20 protein-coding genes are annotated in these 23,344 nt (G+C 38.9%); 8 read left to right on the plus strand and 12 right to left on the minus strand.

The window, feature by feature from the left end:
• Positions 1-50: 50 nt before the first annotated feature.
• From BCU68_RS01125 to BCU68_RS01145, 5 genes are all read right to left on the minus strand, one after another.
• Positions 51-701: a TetR/AcrR family transcriptional regulator gene (locus BCU68_RS01125; protein WP_102562937.1), complete on the minus strand. Its 651-nt coding sequence runs from the start codon at positions 699-701 to the stop codon at positions 51-53.
• Positions 702-1,214: 513 nt separating this feature from the next.
• Positions 1,215-2,366 (minus strand): Na+/H+ antiporter NhaA, encoded by a 1,152-nt coding sequence (gene nhaA / locus BCU68_RS01130; RefSeq protein WP_102562938.1) that lies wholly within the window; start codon positions 2,364-2,366, stop codon positions 1,215-1,217.
• Positions 2,367-2,725: 359 nt separating this feature from the next.
• Positions 2,726-3,850 carry a lipocalin-like domain-containing protein gene (locus BCU68_RS01135; protein WP_102562939.1) on the minus strand — a complete coding sequence of 375 codons (1,125 nt, stop codon included), beginning with the start codon at positions 3,848-3,850 and terminating at the stop codon, positions 2,726-2,728.
• Positions 3,851-6,307 (minus strand): ABC transporter permease, encoded by a 2,457-nt coding sequence (locus tag BCU68_RS01140; protein ID WP_102562940.1) that lies wholly within the window; start codon positions 6,305-6,307, stop codon positions 3,851-3,853.
• The gene (locus BCU68_RS01145) at positions 6,288-6,959 is read right to left on the minus strand and encodes an ABC transporter ATP-binding protein (protein ID WP_102562941.1); all 672 of its coding nucleotides are present in this window, start codon (positions 6,957-6,959) and stop codon (positions 6,288-6,290) included. The genes BCU68_RS01140 and BCU68_RS01145 overlap by 20 nt, the downstream gene beginning before the upstream one ends.
• 208 nt (positions 6,960-7,167) lie before the next feature.
• Here BCU68_RS01145 and BCU68_RS01150 point away from each other — a divergent pair, with 208 nt between their 5' ends.
• Positions 7,168-8,610, plus strand: coding sequence for a DUF2867 domain-containing protein (locus BCU68_RS01150; protein ID WP_102562942.1), 1,443 nt, complete (start codon positions 7,168-7,170; stop codon positions 8,608-8,610).
• 61 nt (positions 8,611-8,671) lie between these two features.
• Here the strand turns inward: BCU68_RS01150 and BCU68_RS01155 are convergent, their stop codons facing one another.
• Genes BCU68_RS01155 through rsuA form a run of 3 tightly spaced genes read right to left on the minus strand, consistent with a single transcriptional unit; the run spans position 8,672 to position 11,250 of the window.
• Positions 8,672-9,331 carry a DUF2913 family protein gene (locus BCU68_RS01155; protein ID WP_102562943.1) on the minus strand — a complete coding sequence of 220 codons (660 nt, stop codon included), beginning with the start codon at positions 9,329-9,331 and terminating at the stop codon, positions 8,672-8,674.
• On the minus strand, positions 9,331-10,539 hold the full coding sequence (locus BCU68_RS01160) for a Bcr/CflA family multidrug efflux MFS transporter (protein ID WP_102562944.1): 1,209 nt from the start codon (positions 10,537-10,539) through the stop codon (positions 9,331-9,333). Before BCU68_RS01160 ends, BCU68_RS01155 begins: the two co-directional genes overlap by 1 nt.
• Before the next feature lie 12 nt (positions 10,540-10,551).
• Positions 10,552-11,250 (minus strand): 16S rRNA pseudouridine(516) synthase RsuA, encoded by a 699-nt coding sequence (rsuA, locus tag BCU68_RS01165; RefSeq protein WP_102562945.1) that lies wholly within the window; start codon positions 11,248-11,250, stop codon positions 10,552-10,554.
• Positions 11,251-11,341: 91 nt separating this feature from the next.
• On the opposite strand from rsuA, the gene BCU68_RS01170 reads away from it, so the two are divergent.
• From BCU68_RS01170 to rplY, 5 genes are all read left to right on the plus strand, one after another.
• Positions 11,342-13,084, plus strand: a complete 1,743-nt coding sequence (locus BCU68_RS01170; RefSeq protein ID WP_102562946.1) for a DEAD/DEAH box helicase — start codon at positions 11,342-11,344, stop codon at positions 13,082-13,084.
• 62 nt (positions 13,085-13,146) lie between these two features.
• Positions 13,147-13,548, plus strand: coding sequence for a PepSY domain-containing protein (locus tag BCU68_RS01175; protein WP_102562947.1), 402 nt, complete (start codon positions 13,147-13,149; stop codon positions 13,546-13,548).
• Positions 13,549-13,594: 46 nt separating this feature from the next.
• Positions 13,595-14,254 (plus strand): response regulator transcription factor, encoded by a 660-nt coding sequence (locus BCU68_RS01180; RefSeq protein ID WP_102562948.1) that lies wholly within the window; start codon positions 13,595-13,597, stop codon positions 14,252-14,254.
• Positions 14,244-15,611 (plus strand): ATP-binding protein, encoded by a 1,368-nt coding sequence (locus BCU68_RS01185; RefSeq protein ID WP_102562949.1) that lies wholly within the window; start codon positions 14,244-14,246, stop codon positions 15,609-15,611. The genes BCU68_RS01180 and BCU68_RS01185 overlap by 11 nt, the downstream gene beginning before the upstream one ends.
• 146 nt (positions 15,612-15,757) lie before the next feature.
• Positions 15,758-16,036, plus strand: coding sequence for a 50S ribosomal protein L25 (gene rplY, locus BCU68_RS01190; RefSeq protein WP_102562950.1), 279 nt, complete (start codon positions 15,758-15,760; stop codon positions 16,034-16,036).
• Between the two features lie 141 nt (positions 16,037-16,177).
• Here rplY and BCU68_RS01195 read toward each other — a convergent pair whose 3' ends face one another.
• The 4 genes from BCU68_RS01195 to BCU68_RS01215 all read right to left on the minus strand — a co-directional run bounded on the left by BCU68_RS01195 (position 16,178) and on the right by BCU68_RS01215 (position 21,033).
• A complete protein-coding gene (locus BCU68_RS01195; protein ID WP_102562951.1) occupies positions 16,178-17,719 on the minus strand; it encodes a hypothetical protein in 1,542 nt (513 codons plus the stop codon).
• 95 nt (positions 17,720-17,814) lie between these two features.
• The gene (locus BCU68_RS01200; RefSeq protein ID WP_241901243.1) at positions 17,815-18,423 is read right to left on the minus strand and encodes a class I SAM-dependent methyltransferase; all 609 of its coding nucleotides are present in this window, start codon (positions 18,421-18,423) and stop codon (positions 17,815-17,817) included.
• Positions 18,424-18,907: 484 nt separating this feature from the next.
• Positions 18,908-19,858, minus strand: a complete 951-nt coding sequence (locus BCU68_RS01210; RefSeq protein ID WP_102562954.1) for a glycosyltransferase family 2 protein — start codon at positions 19,856-19,858, stop codon at positions 18,908-18,910.
• Positions 19,855-21,033, minus strand: coding sequence for a glycosyltransferase family 4 protein (locus BCU68_RS01215; RefSeq protein ID WP_241901244.1), 1,179 nt, complete (start codon positions 21,031-21,033; stop codon positions 19,855-19,857). The genes BCU68_RS01210 and BCU68_RS01215 overlap by 4 nt, the downstream gene beginning before the upstream one ends.
• Positions 21,034-21,307: 274 nt before the next feature.
• Between BCU68_RS01215 and BCU68_RS01220 the strand changes: the two genes are divergently transcribed.
• Both BCU68_RS01220 and BCU68_RS01225 read left to right on the plus strand, forming a co-directional pair.
• Positions 21,308-21,628, plus strand: coding sequence for a DUF6804 family protein (locus BCU68_RS01220; protein ID WP_133126118.1), 321 nt, complete (start codon positions 21,308-21,310; stop codon positions 21,626-21,628).
• Between the two features lie 216 nt (positions 21,629-21,844).
• Positions 21,845-23,218: a sodium:alanine symporter family protein gene (locus BCU68_RS01225; RefSeq protein ID WP_102562956.1), complete on the plus strand. Its 1,374-nt coding sequence runs from the start codon at positions 21,845-21,847 to the stop codon at positions 23,216-23,218.
• Positions 23,219-23,344: the final 126 nt, after the last annotated feature.

The raw sequence follows: 23,344 nt of genomic DNA on the forward strand, positions 1-23,344 counted from the left end.
CGTGAGATTTATTAGTAATGCATGTTGTAGGGCATGCTAGATTATTTTTTCTACTCATTGACGAGTACTTGAGGTGTTTTAGCCGTTACGCCTGCTGCTAAATAGGGAATGATTTGATCAATCACAGACTCAATATGTACCTTTTGCGAGAAATCATTCTCAACCATATCAACTAACGCTTTGCTTGATGCCATAGTGAAAACACAAGCACCTAAGGTGAAGTGTAAACGCCAAAAAAGCAGTTCTGGGGTTAAGTATGGGTTCGCTTTGAGCACTGACTTAGTGAATAAATTCAATACTTCCGAATAGTGGGCAGAAATAAACCAACGTAAATGCCCTTGAACATCGGTATAACCTCTACCGATAAGCAACATAAAGCGATTGGTTCCATTTGGGCGTAACGAGTTGAGTGATACGAGTGGGGAGCGCAATGATTCAAACACTTCAACCATCTCTACACTCTCTTTTTTATCTAAAGAGAGCAGTGATTGCTGAACATTAGGCATGAATGATTCTAAGTATCGATTTAATACCGCACGTACAAGACTTTTCTTATCACCGAAATGATAATTTACTGATGCAAGATTCACATTCGCTTTGCTGGTTATTGCGCGCAAAGACGTATCGTTAAATCCACGCTCAGCAAATAAGCTTTCAGCAACATCAAGTATCTTTTCTTTTGTTTTATTCTTGCGGGTCATTTCAATCACTCGTATTAAACAACTGTTTGAAATATACATCCATGCAATATAATTAACAACCCCTTAACAGGTTAAAATCGAGAACTGATCAGACCAGATATCCAGAACAAATGTAAGGCATTGAATTTTAGTTAAATTAAATTTATTTATCTTTTTTTAATAATTTAAGGAACTGTTTTAATAAAGGCGGGTCTTAATATGTGTAGGTAGTAGAATGCAGCAAAGTTTAACTGGCCGTCGAACTTATTTTCCCTGCTACCTCTGTAACTACACTGTTTTTTTTCATATTTAACTCCTATTTTTTGTATCCGCCCAAACCCTCCTTTCGGTTTGGGCTTTTTTTTGCCTCTAACATTTTTACGCACTGGATTGAGCCGCTACCCGTAGCGTTTGCATAACTCACGATGATTAGCCTAACCACTACCAACCTTTTACGCATAAAAAAACCCTCACAGTTACCTGTAAGGGTTTCGACTCATTAGTTAGTAATGCAGCGATAAATTTCGCTTTATATTACTCAGCTTTTGCTTTTGGTAGCGTGAAGTGCAACATAGTGTAGCCAATAATAGCCGCAATTGTTGAGCCCATCAGAATACCAAGACGCGGGTCTGTCATGCCTTCAAGATCAGCAGGACTAAATGCTAATGATGAGATGAAGATTGACATTGTGAAACCGATACCACATAGAACAGAAACTGCGAAGATGTGTAGGTATGTAATACCTTCAGGTAACTTAGCTACACCTAGTTTTACTGCAGCCCAACTAAATGTGAAGATACCTAGTGGCTTACCAATTAGGAGACCAAGTGCGATACCGACTGGTAGCATTGACGTTAGACCATCCAATGATACGCCTTCTAAAGAAATACCTGCGTTAGCAAAAGCGAAGATAGGTAAAATTAGGAAAGCAACGTAAGGGTGCAACGTATGCTCCATATGTTTTAGTGGCGAATGCTCACCTGGCTTGCCTTTCAATGGAATAGCAAAACCTAGCACCACACCAGCTAGCGTTGCGTGAACGCCAGATTGTAAAACACTAAACCATAAGATTAAGCCAGCAATGATATAAAACGTAAGGTTAGTTATACGTTTTGCATGCATCATGAATAAAACACCAGTCATCGCAAAACCAATCGCTAATGCTAGCGTTGAAAGGTCGCTGCTGTAGAAAAGTGCGATAATAACAATAACACCAAGGTCATCGATAATAGCAAGTGCTAGCAAGAATACTTTTAAGCTTACCGGTACACGTTTACCAAGTAGTGCCATAACACCTAAAGCAAATGCGATATCGGTTGCCGCTGGGATTGCCCAACCTTGAAGTGCCGTTGCATCACCGTAGTTAAACATCACGTACACAAGTGCAGGTGCTAGCATACCACCGACTGCAGCAATTGCAGGGAAGATAGCCGTTTCTTTTGACTGTAGGGCACCTTCTAGTAGCTCACGTTTTACTTCTAAGCCGATTAATAAGAAGAAGATAACCATTAGACCATCATTGATCCAGTGAGATACCGACATTTCTAGTACTTTAGCATGCAGTACTGCTTGATATGTATCGTTCAGTGACGTGTTAGCAACAATCATCGCGATTGCTGCTGCAATTACGAGAATGATACCGCCAGCTGATTCCATTTTGAAAAAGTCACGAATGACTGCGTTCATGATGTTAACCCTTTAGCTTATTAATTTTATTACATAAGTAACGAATAGTATGATTTTATCCATTCCCTACACTAAGGAATAATCAGTTGTTTGGATGATTAACTTCGGTTTTTCCGATGGTTTATATAATTAATACGAAACCGATCACAATATAGGCACAAAATACCCACATATGTAGATACAAGCCCAACATAAACCTTACAACACCAGATCAATTGTAGTACAAATTAGCTATTGAACGTTTGTCATTTACTCACTGATATGATATGGAGCCCTTAATGAAGAAGATTACATCGCCTAATGAGCCACACTATATGTGAATAGTTTAATAACTATAAATGTATCAAAAGTAAATGCCTTTAATAGCCGCTTAACTGCATAAAACCAACAACGCGGTGACTGCCTGATGTGATAATTTCACCTTGCCATCCAGGAAGCAGCAAAGGATGCCACTGCTCTTTATTCTTGGTTCTCACGGTTAAATGGATACCATAATCAGGAATTTTTATCGCCCAATGCAAAGGTAACTGAACACCATTATCAAGCGTAGTTGTGATCAATGGCGTCATCATTATGTCTTCATCCTTTAATGCTATAGCTTCACCTAAACGATTAGATAAGGTAGCTGATAGATAAGGCTTCTGGTTCTTATAGCGATAGCGGTTTAATGTTATCGATTGATTATCATCGAGAGGGATAACAAATCGATCACTACCAAGTCGCGGCTTTTCATATTGATCACTTCCCCACTCTTTATAAATCCAAGCAGGACCTGAAACCGTTATTTCCTCATTATTGATCTCTAATACACCTTTAGTCTGTAAATAAGGTGCAGCAAAGCTATACGAAGCAATCGGTAAAAAGTCATGTTGCTGCTGATAGCCCTTATCAGCATTGAGCACATAAGCCCCTGCATTTGTCGTAAAAAGTTCCACCTCAAAGTCATCGGATTGGATATCTAAATGACCTGGAAACGGGGTTGAATTCATTGAACGCCAACTCCAGTTATCAATCCACAAACGAAATGGTCGATTCTGCATACCAGCTTGACCAATACCGGCTCTAGATAAACGTTGCTCTCGCCATACTTTATCTTCTGCGGTAATGATAATATTCGACGCAAAAATATTAGGATTCTGCCAGCCCTTACCTTCCCTTTCATCTAAGGCAACACGGTAATAATTCCACTGCGCGGTATAACGCTTTCCATCGCTCCCCTTAAGGCTTGCAAAATACTGCCAACGCTCATACTGAAAGCCAGAGTGAAGCTGAAAATCTTTAGGTAAGGAAATCTCATAGCCCGGCAAAACTGGATCAAAAGTGACTTGATCTTCCTCTTCAAGTCGCTCTGTTTCACTTTCTCTAGCTTGTACCTCATCGTATCGATCGGGTGAAACTAAGATATATACAGAAAAGATTAACGAGATCACCAATGCAACGATTAATACCGTTAATAGATTTGATTTAAAGCGATTCATTTGCATTTATAAAGCATCTCGTAAAGATTTCATTGGCGTATTTCTTATCAACCTCAATACCGGTAAAGCGCCAGCTAACATAAGCGCTGAAATGGTCCAAAGGAATGTCTCTAAATATTCCCAAGGCATCACTTGTAAATCGATAGACCAACCAAAAGAATGAGTGATTATAATATCAACAATAAGGCGAGCTAATAACAACCCCAGCGGTATCGAGACAAGCATGGCGATTAAACTAAATACTAATAGCTGTAAACTGCCCGTTATTATTAATTCTTTACCAGAAACGCCCAAGCAGCGTAATAAAGCAAAATGGCGCTGCCTTGAAAACTCCCCTGCAAGCGTAGAAAAGAAAATACCAAAGACAGCGATCACTAAGGTAATATTGCCTAATAAAGCTGCAACAGAGAATGTTCGATCAAACACTTTCATCGCTTGATTATGAATATTGCTATTATCAAAAATACGCTGCGAGTTAATTCTAAAGACACGCTCTAAACGACGTTTAAAATTGAGAGTATCAACATCACTATTATCAAATAACACCCCTAAAGCCACATTGCCTGCGCCCGCATAAGAAGCAAGCCAATTTTGATGTGACATCATAACTTGGTGATAAGGGTTGCCATAGTCATAATAGACACCTAAAACTTGCCACTGAGTATTTGAAACATCGCCAAGTGTAATCCGATCACCAGGACGTATATTCGATTTAATAGCCATTGACTCACTGATCATTATCCCTTGCGAGTTATGTAGGTAATACCAGTAATTAGGGATACCAACTTTAACGGTGAGTGAGTGCAACTCCCCCTGCGACTCACCAGAGCTGACAACTTCTATTGCTCCGTTCGGCGTCTGTAACTCTTTCTCCCAGCGCCACCAAACTGTATCAACCTCAGGCTGTTTTTCTAACCATTGGCTCATATTTGAAGCGGAGTGATTAGATGGATAAATATAAAGGTCAGCAGCTAACCTCTGAGTCAACCATTTATCTGTGGTGTCACGGAAGCTACCCACCATGGTTTCGACACCAATATTGGCTGTCAGTGCCAATATAAATGCCATCACAGCAACACCACGGTAACTCATACTCACTGCTGCATCGGCAAAAAACCAGCGAGCTTTAACCCACTTAAGTGAATAACCAAAGAAAGTAAATAATTGCCAAATAAGGAATGGAACGATCAGCGCCACACTGAGCAGAATAAAGGCGATAATCAAAAAACCCGACTGCTGAGTTTGCGGCGTATGATAAACCGCAATCGCGGCAATAAAGAATGCACCACCCATAATGGCTTGCCACAAGAACTCAGAGCCAGCAAAGCGCACTAAAGAGAGTCGAGCAGATAAACGAATAGGCTGCGCTCTTAATAAGCGTGTCGCAGGCCAACCACAAGCAACAACAACACCAGCAATGGCCATTAATAGTGTATAGCGGCTCCAGTCCCAGCTCCACTGAACCGATAGACCAACATTCGCATCATAAAGTGCGCCTAAGCTTGCAGATACGGTTGGAATTAATTCGTTCGCTAATAATAAGCCAAAGACATTGCCACACAGCCAACTAACAACAATCAACAGCATCAACTCTAAACATAAGGCTTGAGCCAGCTGCCAGCTCGATACACCATTTTGGCGTAGAATACCGACTAAAGGTTGTCTTTGTATAAAAGAGAGTGACATTGCTTGATAGAAAATAAACAGCCCGACGACAAAGGCAAGCATCCCCATCGCTGTTAAGTTTAGATGAAAAGCTTTCGTTAATGATTCCAGTTCAAGCTTAGTGCTGCGGGTGATTTGTAGCCCATTTGGCAATAATTCACGTAGTTTAACCAGTTTCTCTTCTGGCATATCACCACAGCCAATAACCGTTAGGCCTGATCCGCGCTCAAGCTGCCTCAATAAAGAGATATCTGAAATGATACGTGTTCCGCTGATTTTATTATCTTGATCGAGATAAAGCGGTCCTATTGAAGTACCATCTCTTAATTTAAGATAATCACCATTTTCCCATTTAAAATGATTAGCAAGATCCTTACTCACTAATAAAGGATAAGGTGACTTCATTAGGTTTAGATTTTGAACATCCGTTAATATCGCATTACCTACTAGTTGTAGCATTGCAACAGGATCAATGCCTAAGATAGAAAAGCCTTCGCCATCCTCTGTAGTGACGTTGGTTAATTCAAACGGCACGCACTGTTCAAAGCCTGAACGGCGCAATTGAATATAGAAACCTTGTGGAATTTTGTTAGCACTGTGCTTAGGTCGAATTCGATATGGAAGAGGATTAGAAAAAAGTTGTTCTCCATAGGTATAACTTTGCTGAGCATGCTTATTGACCGCCATAACTCCGACCAATAAAGAAATCCCTAGCGTTAGACCTAACCAAACTAAGATAATTTGTAACGGATAGCGACGGTAGTGGCCGAGTAATGCTTTAATTACGGGCCATAACATTGAGTAGCCCCCCTTGTAAACGAACACAACTATCCATGTGCTCGGCGACCTTTTTACTGTGGGTAACTAAAAGCAGTGTGCAATCTAGTTTACGGCTTAATGTGGTCAATAAACGCATCACAGCTTCAGCATTACGCTCATCAAGACTACCTGTTGGCTCATCGGCCAATAATATTTGCGGTTCCATATAAAGGGCACGCGCAATCGCAACTCGTTGCTGTTGACCACCTGAGACTTCTTCAGGATAACGACCGAGCAATGGCATAAGATCCAATGCAGAGAGAATGAGTCGCCATAAACCTTTATCTTCACTTAACCCTTTAAGTTGACGACAAAAGCGAATGTTATCAGCAATATTTAATGTCGGTATTAGGTTAAACTGTTGAAATATATTACCGATATTATTTCTGCGATACGCTGTTCTTTTGGTTTCTGGGCTGTTACTCATCGAAAAATCAGGGAAACTAACATCACCTGAGTCCACCATATCTAAGCCTGAAATTAAGTTTAGTATCGTACTTTTACCCGAGCCACTTTCCCCCATGAGAGCAACTTGATCCCCTCTATTTAATGTTAATTCTGCCCCTTGTAATACAGGGTGAAATTCGCCACCATCGACATACCCTTTGCAAAGGTTTGACAGTTTTAACATTAAAGCACTCATATTTTTATGGAAATGGGAAAATGAATCTACACTAATTCTTTGTGAGTAGAAAGTATTTTGAACACAAGATCACAGACTAAGAATTTAATTGCATAAATAACGAGTTTTATGTCTAAATTACATACAACAAAGTGCAGTTTCTTACTGTTTCATTCACATTGGTGATTAATGGGTTTTCTTGTCTGAGGCTGTGAGTATGAAAAATAAAAATATATTGATATTAGGTGCATCTGGTTACATAGGCTCTCAGTTAATATCGATATTACTTAACGAAAACCATCGTATTACTGCTGCTTCTCGTCAAATTGATTACCTTACCGCTAGAGTACAGCCTCACCCTAACTTAACTATCGAGTATTTAGATTTAGCGGATAAAGAGGCAACCAAAAACCTTATTCCACAGTTTGATTTAATTTTCTTTCTCGTGCATGGCATGGCACAAGGGCATGATTTTATTGACTATGAACTTGATCTCGCTGACAATTTCAAGCAAGCACTGCAGGGAAGCAATGTACAGCATGTGATCTATTTAAGTGCCATCCAACCACAAACAGGAAACTCCGAGCATTTACTTGCCAGACAAAAAACAGGAGAAGTCATCCGCCAAGCTGGTATCCCAGTCACAGAGTTACGAGCAGGGGTTATTATTGGTTCGGGTTCCGCTGCCTTTGAGATAATGCTCGACTTCATTTATAACCTCCCCCTCATGATTGCACCGAAATGGGTTGACTCAAAGGCCAACCCCATCGCTCTAGAGAACTTAAATTACTATCTTGTCGCGCTTAGCCAATCTGAAGTGACTGAGCATCAAACCTTCGAAGTTGGTGGTCCTGACACGCTAACTTATCGCGAGCAATTTATGATGATTTGCAGCGTGATCAACAAACCATTGCGCTTATGGTCAACGGCATTACTCACCCCTAAAATGGCATCATATTGGCTAGGCTTGGTGACCTCAGTACCCTCTACTATAGGCAGTGCGCTACTGGCTGGATTGGAGCATGATTTCATTGCTAACTCGGCACCAATCAGGCAACGCTATCCGCAACCACTGATCTCCTATCGTGACGCGGTTAGTGATGCCATTAATCAAGAAGGTAAATTTACCCGTAGCAACGTTTGGGGCTTTGACCCTGCAGCATTACAACGTTGGCAGCCGGGTTATGGCTACTACCCGAAACAAGCAGGTTCAACAATTAAAACCGACAAAAGTGCCAGCGATTTATGGGAGGTGATAACGGAAATAGGCAGCCGTAGCGAAGGGTATTTTTTTGCGAATATATTATGGCGTACGCGGGAGTGGTTAGATCTCTTATTCGGGGGAGGATTACCAACGAGGCGCTCCCCTGCAGGACCTAAGTTAAAGGTGGGCGATTATATCGACTCTTGGAAAGTGATTCGTTGTGAAGATAATCGATTCTTATCACTCTTTTTTGGTATGAAAGGTCCAGGACTAGGACGTTTAGAGTTTACCATTACAGATAAAGGCAGCTATCGAGAGTTGAATGTGACCGCTTGGTGGCATCCGCAAGGCTTTCTTGGCTTGCTTTATTGGTTTGCTATGATGCCAGCCCACCTGTTTATCTTTAATGGTATGGTAAAAGCAATTAGTAAAAAAGCAGCCCCTGTGGATACATAAACAAAAGGTCTTCTTTTATCATTGGTTATATGATTAACAAGAAGACCTTTATATTCAGCGTTTACCCAATAACACTAATTGGGATTTCTGCTAATTCTGGACCATGATTTGCTGGGTAGACTACATATTCACCATGATATTTTACTAGTGACTTGTAGTCGGTATGCTTATGCAACATAAAGCCCGCTTTCGATGCCATTTCAATGAACTGCGCATGGTTACCACGTACAAACCAGTTCATTGGTCGTGCCATGATTTCACCATCAAATGCGTTGTCACACTGATCACCACACAGTGCAAACGAATCCGCACCATCAGTGAAAAATTGCACCTTCTCACCGTTAGTTAACACTTCGGTATTGGTGACACACCAACCCGCTTCATCCATTTGGTCGATAAATGCTTCAACATCACTATCTTTCAACTGACGAACCGGTTCGCCTTCTGGAACATGTTGACCATAAAAAGCGGAAATACGTTTAAAGGTAAAAAGAAGATCCGATTGGTTTCCTTTTGAACGTCCAGCTTTTTGCCAGCGCTGTAAGTCCGAGCTAATGCAGCGGTTAAAACGTTGTGTTTTAATCGTTTTTGTTACCCAACGAACCATAAAGTGATTATTAGGTACTGGTGCATCAATAACCTTACCACTCGCATGTTCAGCCGCTAACTCATCGAGCGCAGAATTAACCAGCTTTTGTATTTCTAAATAATAGTCTGACATTATGTCTTTTTTCCTAATAACCAATAAGATAAAGATGACAATACAGCACATGCACCCATACCTAGAACCATAGGTAAAGGCGATGTCGTCGGTAGCAGTGCAATAATCAACCCAAGTATCGAACCGGTACCAAAACGAATCGTTCCAGCTAAAGAGGAGGTCGTTCCCGCCATTTGTGGATATTGACTCATTAATAGCGCCATCGAGTTACTGCCGATTGTGGATATCATACCAATAAATAGCATCACAAACGGTGCAATCCCCCACAGCCCAATATCAGCCATCCAACCAAAGAACAAACCAATACCAGCAAGCAGCTGAATAAATAGACCAACCTGCAGCATTTTATGTGAACCGATTTTTTTCACAACACGACCGTTAATACTGGTCATTACCACCAGCGCAGCCGCATTTAAACTAAACAAGTAGCCAAAGACTTCGCTATCAACACCATAAATATCAATATAAACAAACGAACCGGCATTAAAAAACACGAACATACCTGAAAAAGAAAATGCCCCTGCAAACATCAAACCGAGTGCGGCGCGATTATTAAATAATGTGCCATAGTTTTTTAACGTTGTACGTAAGTTCAGAGGCTGACGATGCTCTTCTGATAATGTTTCTGGAATTTTCCACATGACGGCTGCAATCACAACCATAGAGAAAATACCGAGTACCCAAAAGATTGAGCGCCAACCGAACCAAGCCGCTAAGTGCCCACCTAACATCGGAGCAATAAGTGGCGCTGCCATAGTAACGAGCGTGACAAAAGACATCGTACGAGCGAAATCTTCTTTATCAAACATATCTCGAATAACTGCTTGTATGATAACTGCCGCTGCAGCACCAGCAAAACCTTGCGCTAAACGAACATACATCAGTGCTTCAATACTTTCTGTCGTCGCACTAATCACACTAGCAATAGCAAAAAGGATAATACCAATCACTAAAATTGGTCGGCGACCATAGCTGTCTGATAATGGTCCATGTAAAAGCTGACCAAGTGCAAAACCGATCGTATAAGTGGTTAACGTAATTTGCACTGCACCAGGTAGGACACCTAAATCTTTCGCAATGGCGGGCATCGCGGGCAAATACATATCAATCGCAAGCGGTGTTAACGCACCCACGGCCCCTAGCACAATAAACAGCATTAAACCTAACGTTGGCGTAGCTGCCTGAGTGCCCATATTCTTAGTTGTCATGATGTTCCAAAATTAGCGCCAAACAGAGTCGACTTCTTCTTGAGTTAAGTAGCGGTATTCGCCAAGTTCTAAGCCATCTTCATCAAGCTCTATTTCACCAATTTTTTCACGATGTAGGGCTTCAACTTTATTACCCAAAGCAGCAAACATACGCTTAACCTGATGGTACTTACCTTCATAGATAGTCAGTAACACTTCTTTCTCTGCTCTCACTTCTAAAATAGCTGGTCGAGTTAAGCCCGTTTCGCTACGTAGTTGAATACCTTCTTGGAACTTCTCAACATAATCATCTTCTACCGGCTCTTCTAACCAAACACGGTATGTTTTTGTGCATTTATGCTTTGGCGAAGTAATACGATGCGACCATTTACCGTCATCAGTAATTAAAACCAGACCGGTGGTATCAACATCCAAGCGACCTGCAAAATGAAGATCTTCCATCTTAATTTCATCAAGTAACTCAAATGCGGTTTGATTAAAACCATCTTCATGCGAACATACAAAACCTTCTGGCTTATACAGCATGATATAACGAGGGCCTGAGATCTTAATTTGGCGATCTTGCCATTCAACTTTACACTCAGTCGTCACTTTAAATGAGCCAGTTTTTTGTTTTTGATCATTAACCGTAACACCACCACCACGAATAATGATAGTTGCTTCTTTTCGAGTAACACCAAGTGCATCGCACAAAAATTTATCTAAACGCATGAATACCTCTACTTATCTGTGCGGGTATTATAAGCCGCTTTGCTACAATAGTTGAGCTATTTCACACTTTTTATCGAATAATAAGAACTTTATGTACACACTGCGCCCCTATCAGGCTGATTCCGTTAAAGCTGTTATCCATTATTTCCGTCAGCACCAGACCCCATCTGTGCTCGTCTTACCTACGGGTGCAGGCAAAAGCCTCGTTATTGCCGAGTTAGCACGACTTGCCAAAGGGCGAGTACTGGTGATGGCGCACGTTAAAGAACTTGTCGAACAGAACCATCAAAAGTATGAAGGCTACGGTTTAAAGGGCGCGATATTTTCAGCAGGCTTAGGACGCAAAGAGACGGACCAACAAGTGGTGTTTGCATCAGTGCAATCGGTGGTGAGAAACCTTGACGCCTTTGCCAACCAATTCTCCTTACTGGTTATCGATGAGTGCCACCGCGTTCCTGATGAAAAGACCAGTAGCTATCAAAAAGTGATCACACATTTACGCTCGGTGAACCCAGGCATCAAAGTATTAGGTTTAACCGCAACGCCCTATCGACTGGGCATTGGTTGGCTCTATCAATACCATACGCGCGGACAAGTACGCTCTGAAGAACCACGCTTTTTCCGTGATTGCATCTTTGAGTTACCGATTCAATATTTACTCGATGAAGGCTTCTTAACCCCTGCTAAAATCATTGATGCACCAGTACTCAGTTATGACTTCTCGCAATTAAAACCTGCGAATTCAGGACGATATAAAGAAGCAGAACTGGATATGGTCATTGAGCAATCAAAAAGAGCCACACCACAAATCGTTGAGCAAATTATTCATCTTGCCGCAGATAAACAAGGCATTATGGTTTTTGCTGCAACCGTGCGTCACGCCCAAGAAATCGCTCAGCTATTACCGGCAACTGAAACCGCGTTAGTTATTGGTGATACCCCTTTGCCTGAAAGAGATCGCATAATTAATGATTTCAAAGAGAAAAAGATTAAATACTTAGTTAACGTTTCAGTTCTAACGACAGGATTCGATGCGCCACATGTTGATTTAATTGCCATTTTGCGCCCGACGGAATCTATCTCTCTTTATCAGCAAATTGTAGGGCGTGGGCTACGTTTATCTCCCGGTAAAACAGAGTGCTTAGTCTTAGATTACGCGGGCAACAGTTACGATTTATACCAACCCGAAATAGGTGACCCTAAACCGGACTCTGAAAGTGAGGTGGTTACTGTTCCTTGCCCTGCCTGCGGTTTTAATAATAACTTTTGGGGCAAACTCGATACTAATGGCTTTTTATTGGAGCATTTTGGCCGCCGTTGCCAAGGTTATTTTACGGATGAAGACACGGGCGAGCGTGAACACTGTGGCTACCGTTTTCGTGCTAAGTATTGTGGCGAGTGCGGGGCTGACAATGATATTGCCGCCAGAATTTGCCATGAGTGCGATGCCACATTAGTTGATCCCGATAAAAAACTAAAAGAAGCACTAAACCTTAAAGATGCCCTTGTATTTGAATGTTTAGACATGCAACTGAGCGTTCATAAAGATTCGAAAGGTAAATCACAATTAAAAATCAGTTACCTTGGTGACAACAACGCCCAAGTTCATGAATTCTGGCCTCTGACAACGAAAAAACAGAAACAAACTTTCCAAGCACAATTTGTCCGTCCTCACCTTGCTGACAGACATCGTCCCTTTGAAGAATCATCACCAACGAAAGTCGTTAACCACCAGCACCGTTTTCGCTTGCCTCAATTCATTATCGCCCGTAAATCTGGTCGCTTTTGGAAGATGCGCGATAAGATATTCGCCGATGAACTGCAAGAGCGTTAGATTCAGCTTGTATTCATTTTCCATCTTTATACTAAACTTATTATCTAGTTAGGAGCATTCTTATGTATCGCATTAATCATAAAACCATCATCACTTGTGCCCTTTTAGGTTTAATGAGTCCATTTGCCTTAGCCCAACAAAGCGATACCAATGGCTATCATTTAGTTCAAGATAGTGAGCAAATATCCAACGTCAATATCAAGTTTGATGAAGATCAAGATGAAGTTTATGCCGCTGTTCAGGCGGGGCTTATTCAACCTTTCTCTGAACTATACGCAACGGTTAATCGCCAAATTAAAGGCCGCATTATTCGCGTTGAACTTGAAGAAGATGACAATGAGTGGGCCTATGAGTTAAGGCTAATGCATAACGACCAGATCATTAAGGTCGAGTATAACGCTGCAACACTTGAGTTACTCGAACTCAAAGGGCGCGATCTATATAACGTTATAAAACACCCATAAAGCACTATGCTTAACAAATAGAATTTGATTAGAAGAGTGAGCCGTTTTGAAGATATTAGTCGTAGAAGATAACCCGCAATTAGGTCAACAAATTATTGAGACGCTCGACAATACCGGTTGGGTCACGGAACTGGCTCAAGATGGTGTGGATGCGCTGTATCGTGCGACCTCTGAAGAGTGGGATGCGATTGTGCTTGATCTTGGATTACCAAAAATGGATGGGCTCACTGTATTACAAGGTATACGCAATGAGAATATCAATACGCCGGTTATTATTCTCAGTGCGCGAGACACCTTAACAGAGCGCGTTGAAGGTCTAAATGCTGGAGCAGATGATTATCTAACTAAACCTTTTGAGATGGTGGAGTTGATTGCTCGAATAAGGGCGCAGTTACGCCGAGCCGCGGGCAACACTTCACCTGTGATGCAAGTGGGCGAATTGAGCTTAGATACTCGATCTTCAAAAGTCTTTTGGCAAGGCGAAAGCGTTAGCCTGACAGCATTAGAATATAAAGTGATTGCCTATTTTATGCATAATCCCGAAAAGGTTATTTCACGCACAGAATTAGTCGAACATATCTATAAACAAGACTTTGATCGCGACTCTAATACCATTGAGGTCTTTATTGGTCGTCTACGCAAAAAAATTGATGCGAAAATCATTAAAACAGTACGTGGATTAGGGTATCAATTGAATGCTGCTTAGTCGCTACTTTCACCCTAGGAAAAACTTTAAAAACATTAGCTTAAAAAGCCGATTACTCACCGCAGCAGCGATCTGGTTATCAACTATGATTTTAGCGGCTGGTGTCGGCATGCCCATGCTTGTTAAAGAGTTTTTAATGGATGAACTTCACTCCCAGTTAAATTTAACCTTAGATGAAATTACCGCTAATTTAGACTCAACACCACAAGGGCAACTGACCTTAACTCGCCGGTTATCCGATTCGCGCTTATATCAACCCTATAGCGGTGCTTATTGGTCTATCTCCTCACAAAATAACTTGTTACGCTCACGATCATTGTGGGATAAAAACCTAACTATCAAGAAAAAAGGTCATGGCAATATTGTTTTAGGCGCTAAAGGTGAAAAACTCATTTATCTGCAGCGAAGTATTTATTTACCTGATATTAAACAACCTATCACTATCACTCTTGGCGTCGATGAAGCACCATTAGTGCATACCCTGCAACAACTCACCGGTCAACTATGGCTTATTTTGCTTTCCCTCTTTACTGGCGTTCTTTTACTCATCGGTGCGCAAGTGAGTTGGTCTTTGTTACCGTTAAATCGCATGCAAAAAGAACTCAAGCAATTACGCTCTGGAGCGCAGGTTAAGCTCAGTGATAATTACCCGAAAGAAATTGATCCTTTAGTTTCCGATCTCAATGCCCTACTATTTCATTATCAAGAAGTACTAGAGCGAGCACGAAACCATTCAGGTAACTTATCTCATGCGCTAAAAACGCCATTGTCGGTACTCAGAAATGAAGTCAGTCAACTCGAGCCTGGGATAGCCAACAAGCTAACTCCGTCGTTACAGCAAGTACAAACACATATTGATTATCATCTCAGCCGCGCAAGAATGGCAGGGGCGATGAACATACTCGCGGTAAAAACCTCCCCTGCTGCGCGTGTCGATGAGATATCCATTGCCTTTGATAAAGTCTTTGCCCATAGAGAAATAATGCTTATCAATGAACTAGAGAGCGAATTATGGGTGGCTGCTGATAGTGCTGATTTTGATGAGATGATCGGTAATATCTTAGAAAACAGTTATAAATGGGCAACATCCATGATCAGGGTGTATAGCGAAGAGGACGCTATACAAGGCACGATTACCTTATGTATAGAAGATGATGGTCCAGGTATCGCACCTGAAGACTACCATCACGTCCTTCTGCGTGGCATTCGACTCGATGAAACAACGCCCGGTTCTGGTTTAGGGTTAAACATTGTGAGTGAAATGGCACATAGCTATCGTGGTCATCTGCAACTAAATCGGGGTGCAATGGGCGGTTTAAAGGTGGAACTCACTCTAAAAAGGGCAATTATAGAGTAAACATATTGCTCTCTGCCGAGCGTGATGATAGTATCCGCGCTCGTTAGAATAGTTACTACCAATTTCTATTTTAACTTTACGATATATGACAAGGTCGCATTGTCAGTATTGATTTTTTTAATTTTACTATTTTGAGAGTAAAAACTATGAATTTTGAAGCAGTAGTACGTACTGAACTAGGTAAGGGTGCGAGCCGCCGCCTACGTCACGCGGGTCAATTCCCAGCAGTAGTTTACGGTGGCGAAGCAGCTCCAGTTGCAATCGCTCTTGACCACGACTTAGTGATGAACCAAATGGATAAGCCTGAGTTCTACGAAGCAATCACTCTTATGATTGACGGCGCAGAAGTTAAAGTTAAGCCACAAGATGTTCAACGTCACGCGTACAAGCCAAAAGTTGAGCACATGGACTTCATCCGTATCTAATTCCTTTTAGGATTTAGTGGATTAATTCCATTCCTTTTGCATTAAGATCATCGGCCTTACCATCCGAGAAGTCTAGAAATTCGAAACCCCGATGCTACCAACATCGGGGTTTCACCGTTTTTGAGCACCTCTAATCTAATATTATGGCGCATAAAGGTATGGTCGATGATTTAAATTACTTTCTTTCAATAAAGAAATAGCTTCTGAAGAAAAGAACCAATGTAGTTTACAATGACCTTTTTTAGCAACCATTGTATTTAAACCAGATTTAAGCCATACTTTATCTCCCGACACTATATTTTCTTCATTTACTAAACAAGCATTTAACTCTGAGTTAGTAATTAAATACCAACCTTCTCGTAATACCTCTGCCTGTTTTATTGATTCTGTTTCAAACCCCATAACTAAAACAAATGGGGCTAATTCTATATAATGATTATAAAGTTGCGATCTGTCTTTTTTAGTTAACCATTTAGGAATACGGTAACTTTCTATCACTAAAATAGGTGCTGTTTTATTAATTTCATACCAAACACTATAATTACCTTCATAATAATTGCTCAATTTAATTGCAGAAGTTCGCCAGTGGTAAGTAGAAGGTCGATAAAGACCAATACCCTCAAAAGCAAAGACAGCATCATTTTCTTCTGTATTTTTATTTATAAATTGGTGTAGTGCTATTTGATGTTGATTATTATTTTTAAATGTATAGTAAAAACCTCGATAAAGAAGAAATAAACAACTAATAAAAACTATAAAAGATGACATAATACCATTCACCTTAGATATTTTGTGAATAGTAAAAGCAACAAAAGGAGTTAAAAGAGAGTAGAGTGTCACTAAATTATATGCATGATAGTGAGGGTTTGTAACGATCGAAAGTAATGCTAAAATGAGTATAGATACTAAGCATTGGGCCTGATTAAAGGACAATTCTTGACTTTTAATCATTATAATTGACGAACCTATACCTGCTATAGCAGGTAGCCAAAACATAATGTCTAAGACCATGTATGACTTTAGCACTTCAAATTTAAGTAAATTTGCCGTACTACTATTACTTGTTGAATATAATATTAAATCTATTGTTGTATCAATAAATAACTTAAAACCCCCTCCTCCTTCGACTGCTATAAATAATAAAAAACACCCTAAAAAACCGAATATAAAAGCTATTATTTCACTAAATGATTTTTTAATGCTTTTATTTACCACCAATCTAAAAACCCAGTAATAAACAATGATAGGACAAATTACTATTGCTTTAAACTTAAAAAGAATTGCTAAAGATATAGTAAAACCAATGATTATCATTTTGTATATCCCATTAAAAGAATATACATAAATCACAATGATAATTTGCAACCATAAAGAAGTAATTATCAAGTCAGGACGAATATCTAACCCTCGCACTACCAATGCTAAAGATGTTAATAATAAAAACAAAGCTGATATTGCAGATGACTTAGGAATAAAAAAACGCATCAATATATAAGATTGATACGAGATAATAGTGATTACTATCGAAAAGATAAATCTAAATGCATATATAACTTCAAATTCGTTACCCAACAAGTAATAAATTGGCTTTAGTAGACTAAATAATAATGTATAACTATCTACATTAAAATCAACATTCTCTTCCATACTTATACTAAGTAACCAAGATGTATAAAGTGCCATATAGTCATCATTAACTAGCACTGTGTTAGTTAATGATATTATATACAACACGGCACACGCACAGAAAATAATTAACCGGTAACTATGTAGGGTGTTCATTTTTTCTTAAGAATCCATATTTTTTTTGTTTTTAGGTTACTTGGCCATATAGACTCTAATTTATCTAATAAGGTTATTAATAATTTAGGTAAGAATTTATATATAAAACTAGGGAGTATAAGTATTGATTCAGAGTCAACAATGGTAAAGCCATGATTGTTAGCCAAAGTTAATATACTTATGTCAGAGTTTGTATAAATATTACCTCCTAACCTAGAAGAGAAAAGTGATGTCCAAGTTCTAGGAGACCAGCGTAAAGTATCGAATATCAAATAACCATCGGCCTTAATTAAACGGTTGAACTCAGTGAACAATCGCTCTTGATCGTCACAATGGAAAATAAAGCGACTAGAAAGCAGAACCATGAAACGTTGGTCATTAAAGCTTGTATTATATATATCTTCTTCTGAGAATTTTATTGATGTAAATGAAGAGTTAGATTTGCAAACTAGAAGCATCTCACTTGAATAATCTGCAGCATAAATACTTATAAAATCTAATTTTTTTAATGTAGGAAGCAACCGACCAGTGCCGCACGGGATGTCTAAAACCTCTTCGCGCTGATTGCAATTATCAAGGTATTTTCTAAATAACCTCTCTTCCAATTGATGAACTAGTTTACCACCAGGATTAGAAAACCGTAAAGACTGATACTGACTGACTGTTTCAGGTTTACTATAAAATTCCTTTTTTTCTTGCTTATTAGTTTTTATAAATCCTCCTTTAACTCATCAATATGAGTTATCTTAGATATACACATTCTTTTTTATCACAATATATACAATTGGAAATCTAATACATACAACAAGTACTTGAGCTATTAAAACATTTATATTTAGCATAGTCTTTAATATAAAGAGCATGCCTATACTTATCAATAATGAAAGACACATTATAGTAGAAAATTTCAATAATGATTTAGAATCCATTCGACGAGAAAAGGTTAATCTTGTATTTAAGACATAGCTAACCAAAACGCCTAGAGAAAATGATATAATTGAAGATAAAATATAATAGACTTCAATATAAATCAAAGTACAATACACAGCATAACTAAAAAGTGTATTCAACACTCCAACAGAAAAAAACCTAGCTAGCTTCATTGTTTTTTCTTATATTCTTAGTCTCACGAATAATATAGTCAGGTCTTCCTTGCCCCTGTTCAAATATCCTTCCTACATACGAACCAATTAAAGCGATAAAGAACAATAGAACTCCTGAAAAAAACACTTGAAAAAAAATTATTGATGTCCAACCATCTATCGTAGTTCCAAATATAAACTTACTTATTAATGCCTTCATTAAATATATTAACCCGACCGACCACATTAGTGTTGATATAATAAACATCAGTTGAATTGGAAAACGTGAGAAATTGAGTACAGCATCAGAGGCAAGAGATATCATTTTAGCTAAAGAGTACTTGCTTTCTCCAGCGTGACGACCATCTCTTTTATATTGAATAATACTTTGATTGAATCCCAATATAGAAAATATTCCTCTCAAGTATTTATGCTTTTCTCTATATAAGCTAATTGCCTCTCTTACAGGCTTAGTAAATGCTCTAAAGTCACCACAATCTTTAACTAGATTAGCTTTCGAAGTCATCGATAAAAATCTGTAGAAAAATTTGGCACTAATTAATTTGAACCATGTTTCGTCCTTACGGGATAAACGTTGCCCATGAACAATATCAAAACCTTCATCTATTTTTTCAATAAATTTATCAATTAGCTCTGGCGGGTCTTGAAGATCTATATCAATAGTTATATTAATATCTCCAGTAGCTACCTCAATACCGGCAAATAATGCAGCTTGCTGACCTACATTTGCAGCTAGATGTACTACAACTAAACGAGGTTCTTTTTCTGCTAACTGATTTAGAATTAATGCACTACTATCTTCACTAGCATCATTAACAACCACAAATTCGAACATATAATCTGAATAAGTTTCGGATATCGCACATAATCTCGCTATATATTCATAAATAACTAACTCTTCATTAAAACATGGGGAAATGAAACTGATTCTTTTCATATGATTTTTAACTCTCTAGAGTAGCAATAAATAAATGAATCTAAGTCATAGTTATTGCTTGCTTGTTTATATTGATAGTTTAGTAAGGTGGTCAGTGTTTTTTTATCATGCATATTTTCAATTGACTTTGCACTAACTACCATATCTTTTAAATCAATTCTTATCGCATTTTCATCAAATTTAATAATATTCTTTAGTTGAATAAACTCTGGAATAGCAATAGGCAGTCCACAAGATATTGCTTCAACTATGACATTTGGCGTTAAACTCGTTCCAACACAGGTTCTCAATGGCAAAATTAATAAATCTGCATTAGTCATTTCTGATGCAACATCGATTTCATTCTTAAAGGTTATATATGGCTCTAATTGATGTTTTTTTATTAGGATGTCGACTTCCTTCTGCCCTCCGAAACCACTTAAACAGATAGTTAGATGAAATTTTTTCTGATCACGCTCTATTAATTTAGCCATTATTTCTATCAGTTTATCTACTCCCTTTGAAGGTTTAGAGTGACCAATATAAAGTAATTCTAATCGATTACTATTCCTTCTGTTTTTTAGTGAAAAGATCTTCTTTGGGAAAACTCCATTCTGAATAAATATTGTTTTTTTATCAGAAAGAGCATTTAATTGTTCTTTTTGGTATTGACTATGCACAATGACTTTATCAAAAAATGACAACAAACAGCGATAAATAATGGCACTAACAAATGAATTAAATATCAACAAATGAAAATATTTATGTATATTTTTAAAGTAAAATAGCCAATCATTTTTAAACTCTTTGTAAGTTAAATATGATTGCCAAATAGATAACGTTATATACTTAAAGTATTTTGATTTCAATGTACAAGACATGATTAATAACTCAATAGGCGTTGCTATATGTATATTAACTTTAATTTTATTATTTTTGTTTTTTTCAAGTAGAGCATTTAGCAGTCGACAAAGCATTATGAGATTAATGATACTATCTATCAATGACTCATATCGAGTATGTTTCCTGAATGTACGTTGTTGTATAGAGTTTTCTGATTCAAACCCAGTTGGAGATATCGCTAAAATAGAGTGTCCCTTTTTTGTTAAACCTTCTGCCAGGTTAACAAAATTCTTACTCATGGCTTCTTTTTTATCGCTACGAAACCTGGCTATAGCTAAAACTAAAAGTTCCATTTTTCCACATCAATTGCTTATTGCACAATGAATTAAACTAGACATCCTGTCTAGTTGCTAATAACTTTTATATCTTGAATAAAAATCACTTTTTGTCAATCTATATAAATAGAATGCGTGACAGACTAAACACTAAAAATATTAACTATAGTATGCTTCTGTTATCTCTCGTTAAACTCATGTAACAATATAAAGTATGACAAGTCATTTATAAAAATGTAAACTCGATTTTGTCAACTAGTTACAGGCATCATAAGGATAGTGAGAAGTACTGATGGGCATACCAAAAATAGCAATATTCTTCGTTTCAGGCTTGCTGTTTTTAGGAACATTATCACTGCCGAACGCCTATTATGTATTCATGCGCTTTCTTGCTTGTGGTGCATTTACATGGGCAGCAACCGTTGCATTCGACCGTAATTTACCTATCATCTTTTGGACTTCCGTTGCCCTTACCATTCTGTATAACCCTATCATTGATCTCTATATTTCATCTCAAATCTGGATTGCTTTAGATTTGATCAGTGCTGCTTTTCTATTACTGATACATAAAAGAATTCAAGAACACCCAAGTCAACCTTACCGCACCACATAGTAGCAAGCCCTGCCCCAACATGGTGCGCATTTGCTTTTTCTTATTGAAAATAAAACTGTTTTTTAACAGTACTATCCTCTTAATCTGCCCTTAGATTCGACTGTATATACTTTGACCATGAAAATATAATTCACTTACAATAACTAAGGTTAATGGAATGCGAATTGCATTAATCAAATAAGGAATATTATTTACTCATCTATGTAGGACAAATAAATGGAATTTTTAACTCAACTCGTCGGCACGATCAACGGTATCGTCTGGGGTGTACCAATGCTGGTATTGATACTCGGTGTCGGCATTTTTCTCAGTGTTGGCCTTAAATTCATGCCACTCTTTAATATCTTTAATGCGTTTCGCTTACTTTGGAGTGGACGTGAAAAATCCAAAGGTGATGGGGAGATCCCACCTTTCCAAGCACTAATGACGGCGATGTCAGCAACCGTTGGTACTGGTAATATTGCGGGTGTAGCAACCGCGGTTTTCATTGGCGGTCCTGGCGCTATTTTCTGGATGTGGATAACGGCTATATTTGGTCTTGCAACAAAATACGCAGAAGCGGTACTCGCAGTAAAATATCGTGAAAAAGACAGTCAAGGTCGTTACCTTGGTGGTCCAATGTATTACATTAAAAATGGTATGGGTGAAAAATGGGCATGGCTAGGCTCACTATTCGCTATGTTTGGTATGTTTGCTTGCTTTGGTATTGGTAATGGGGTTCAAGCAAACTCTATCGCTCAAGTGCTTGAATCTAATTTCTCATACTCTCCATTAGTGGTTGGCATTATCGTCATGCTGCTATCTGGCGCAGTTATCATTGGTGGCTTAAAGCGCATCGGTGCATTCGCTGGCGCACTAGTTCCGCTAATGGCTTCTGCTTACGTACTTTGTGGTGTCGTCATTTTGGCTATGCACGCAACCGCTATTCCATCAGCATTAGCGCTTATCGTTGAGCAAGCATTCACACCAACATCGGCGCAAGGCGGCTTTGCTGGTGCGACCGTTTGGATGGCGATTCGTTTTGGTGTCGCTCGAGGCGTATTCTCTAACGAAGCGGGTTTAGGTTCTGCTCCAATCGCCCATGCAAGCGCACAAACCAATGATCCAGTACGACAAGGCTTAATCGCTATGTTAGGGACATTCATTGATACTCTGATCATCTGTACGATTACTGGTCTTGTGATCATTATATCTGGTGAGTGGACTTCTGGTATTTCTGGTGCTGCATTAACTTCAGCGGCATTTGGTAGTGTTGTACCTGGCGTTGGTAACCTCATTGTTGCGGTTAGCTTAGCGATCTTTGCCTTTACAACGATTGTTGGCTGGTCTGTTTATGGTGAGCGCTGTGCTAAATACCTATTTGGTAATAAAGCGATTCTTCCATTTAGAATTATCTTTGTTCTAGCCTTACCTGTTGGTGCAACTATTGACCTTGAGTTTATCTGGTTACTGAGTGATACGTTGAATGCCATGATGGCAATTCCAAACTTAATCGCGTTAGCAATACTTAGCCCAGTCGTCTTTGCATTAACAAAAGCCTACTTCTCTAAAAGTGATGACAAAGAAACACAAGATACAATCACAGGATAAATAACCCTATTTATTCGATGCTGGCTCATTGGTTAACGCTTCTTGATCGGAAAGTCGTGATCATTGAGTCAGCTTTTAAAACAAACGATTTGATAACCTATTCAAAATCAATAAATTCCTATATCA

It is taken from the genome of Vibrio sp. 10N.286.49.B3 (assembly GCF_002873395.1).
Lineage (GTDB): Bacteria > Pseudomonadota > Gammaproteobacteria > Enterobacterales > Vibrionaceae > Vibrio.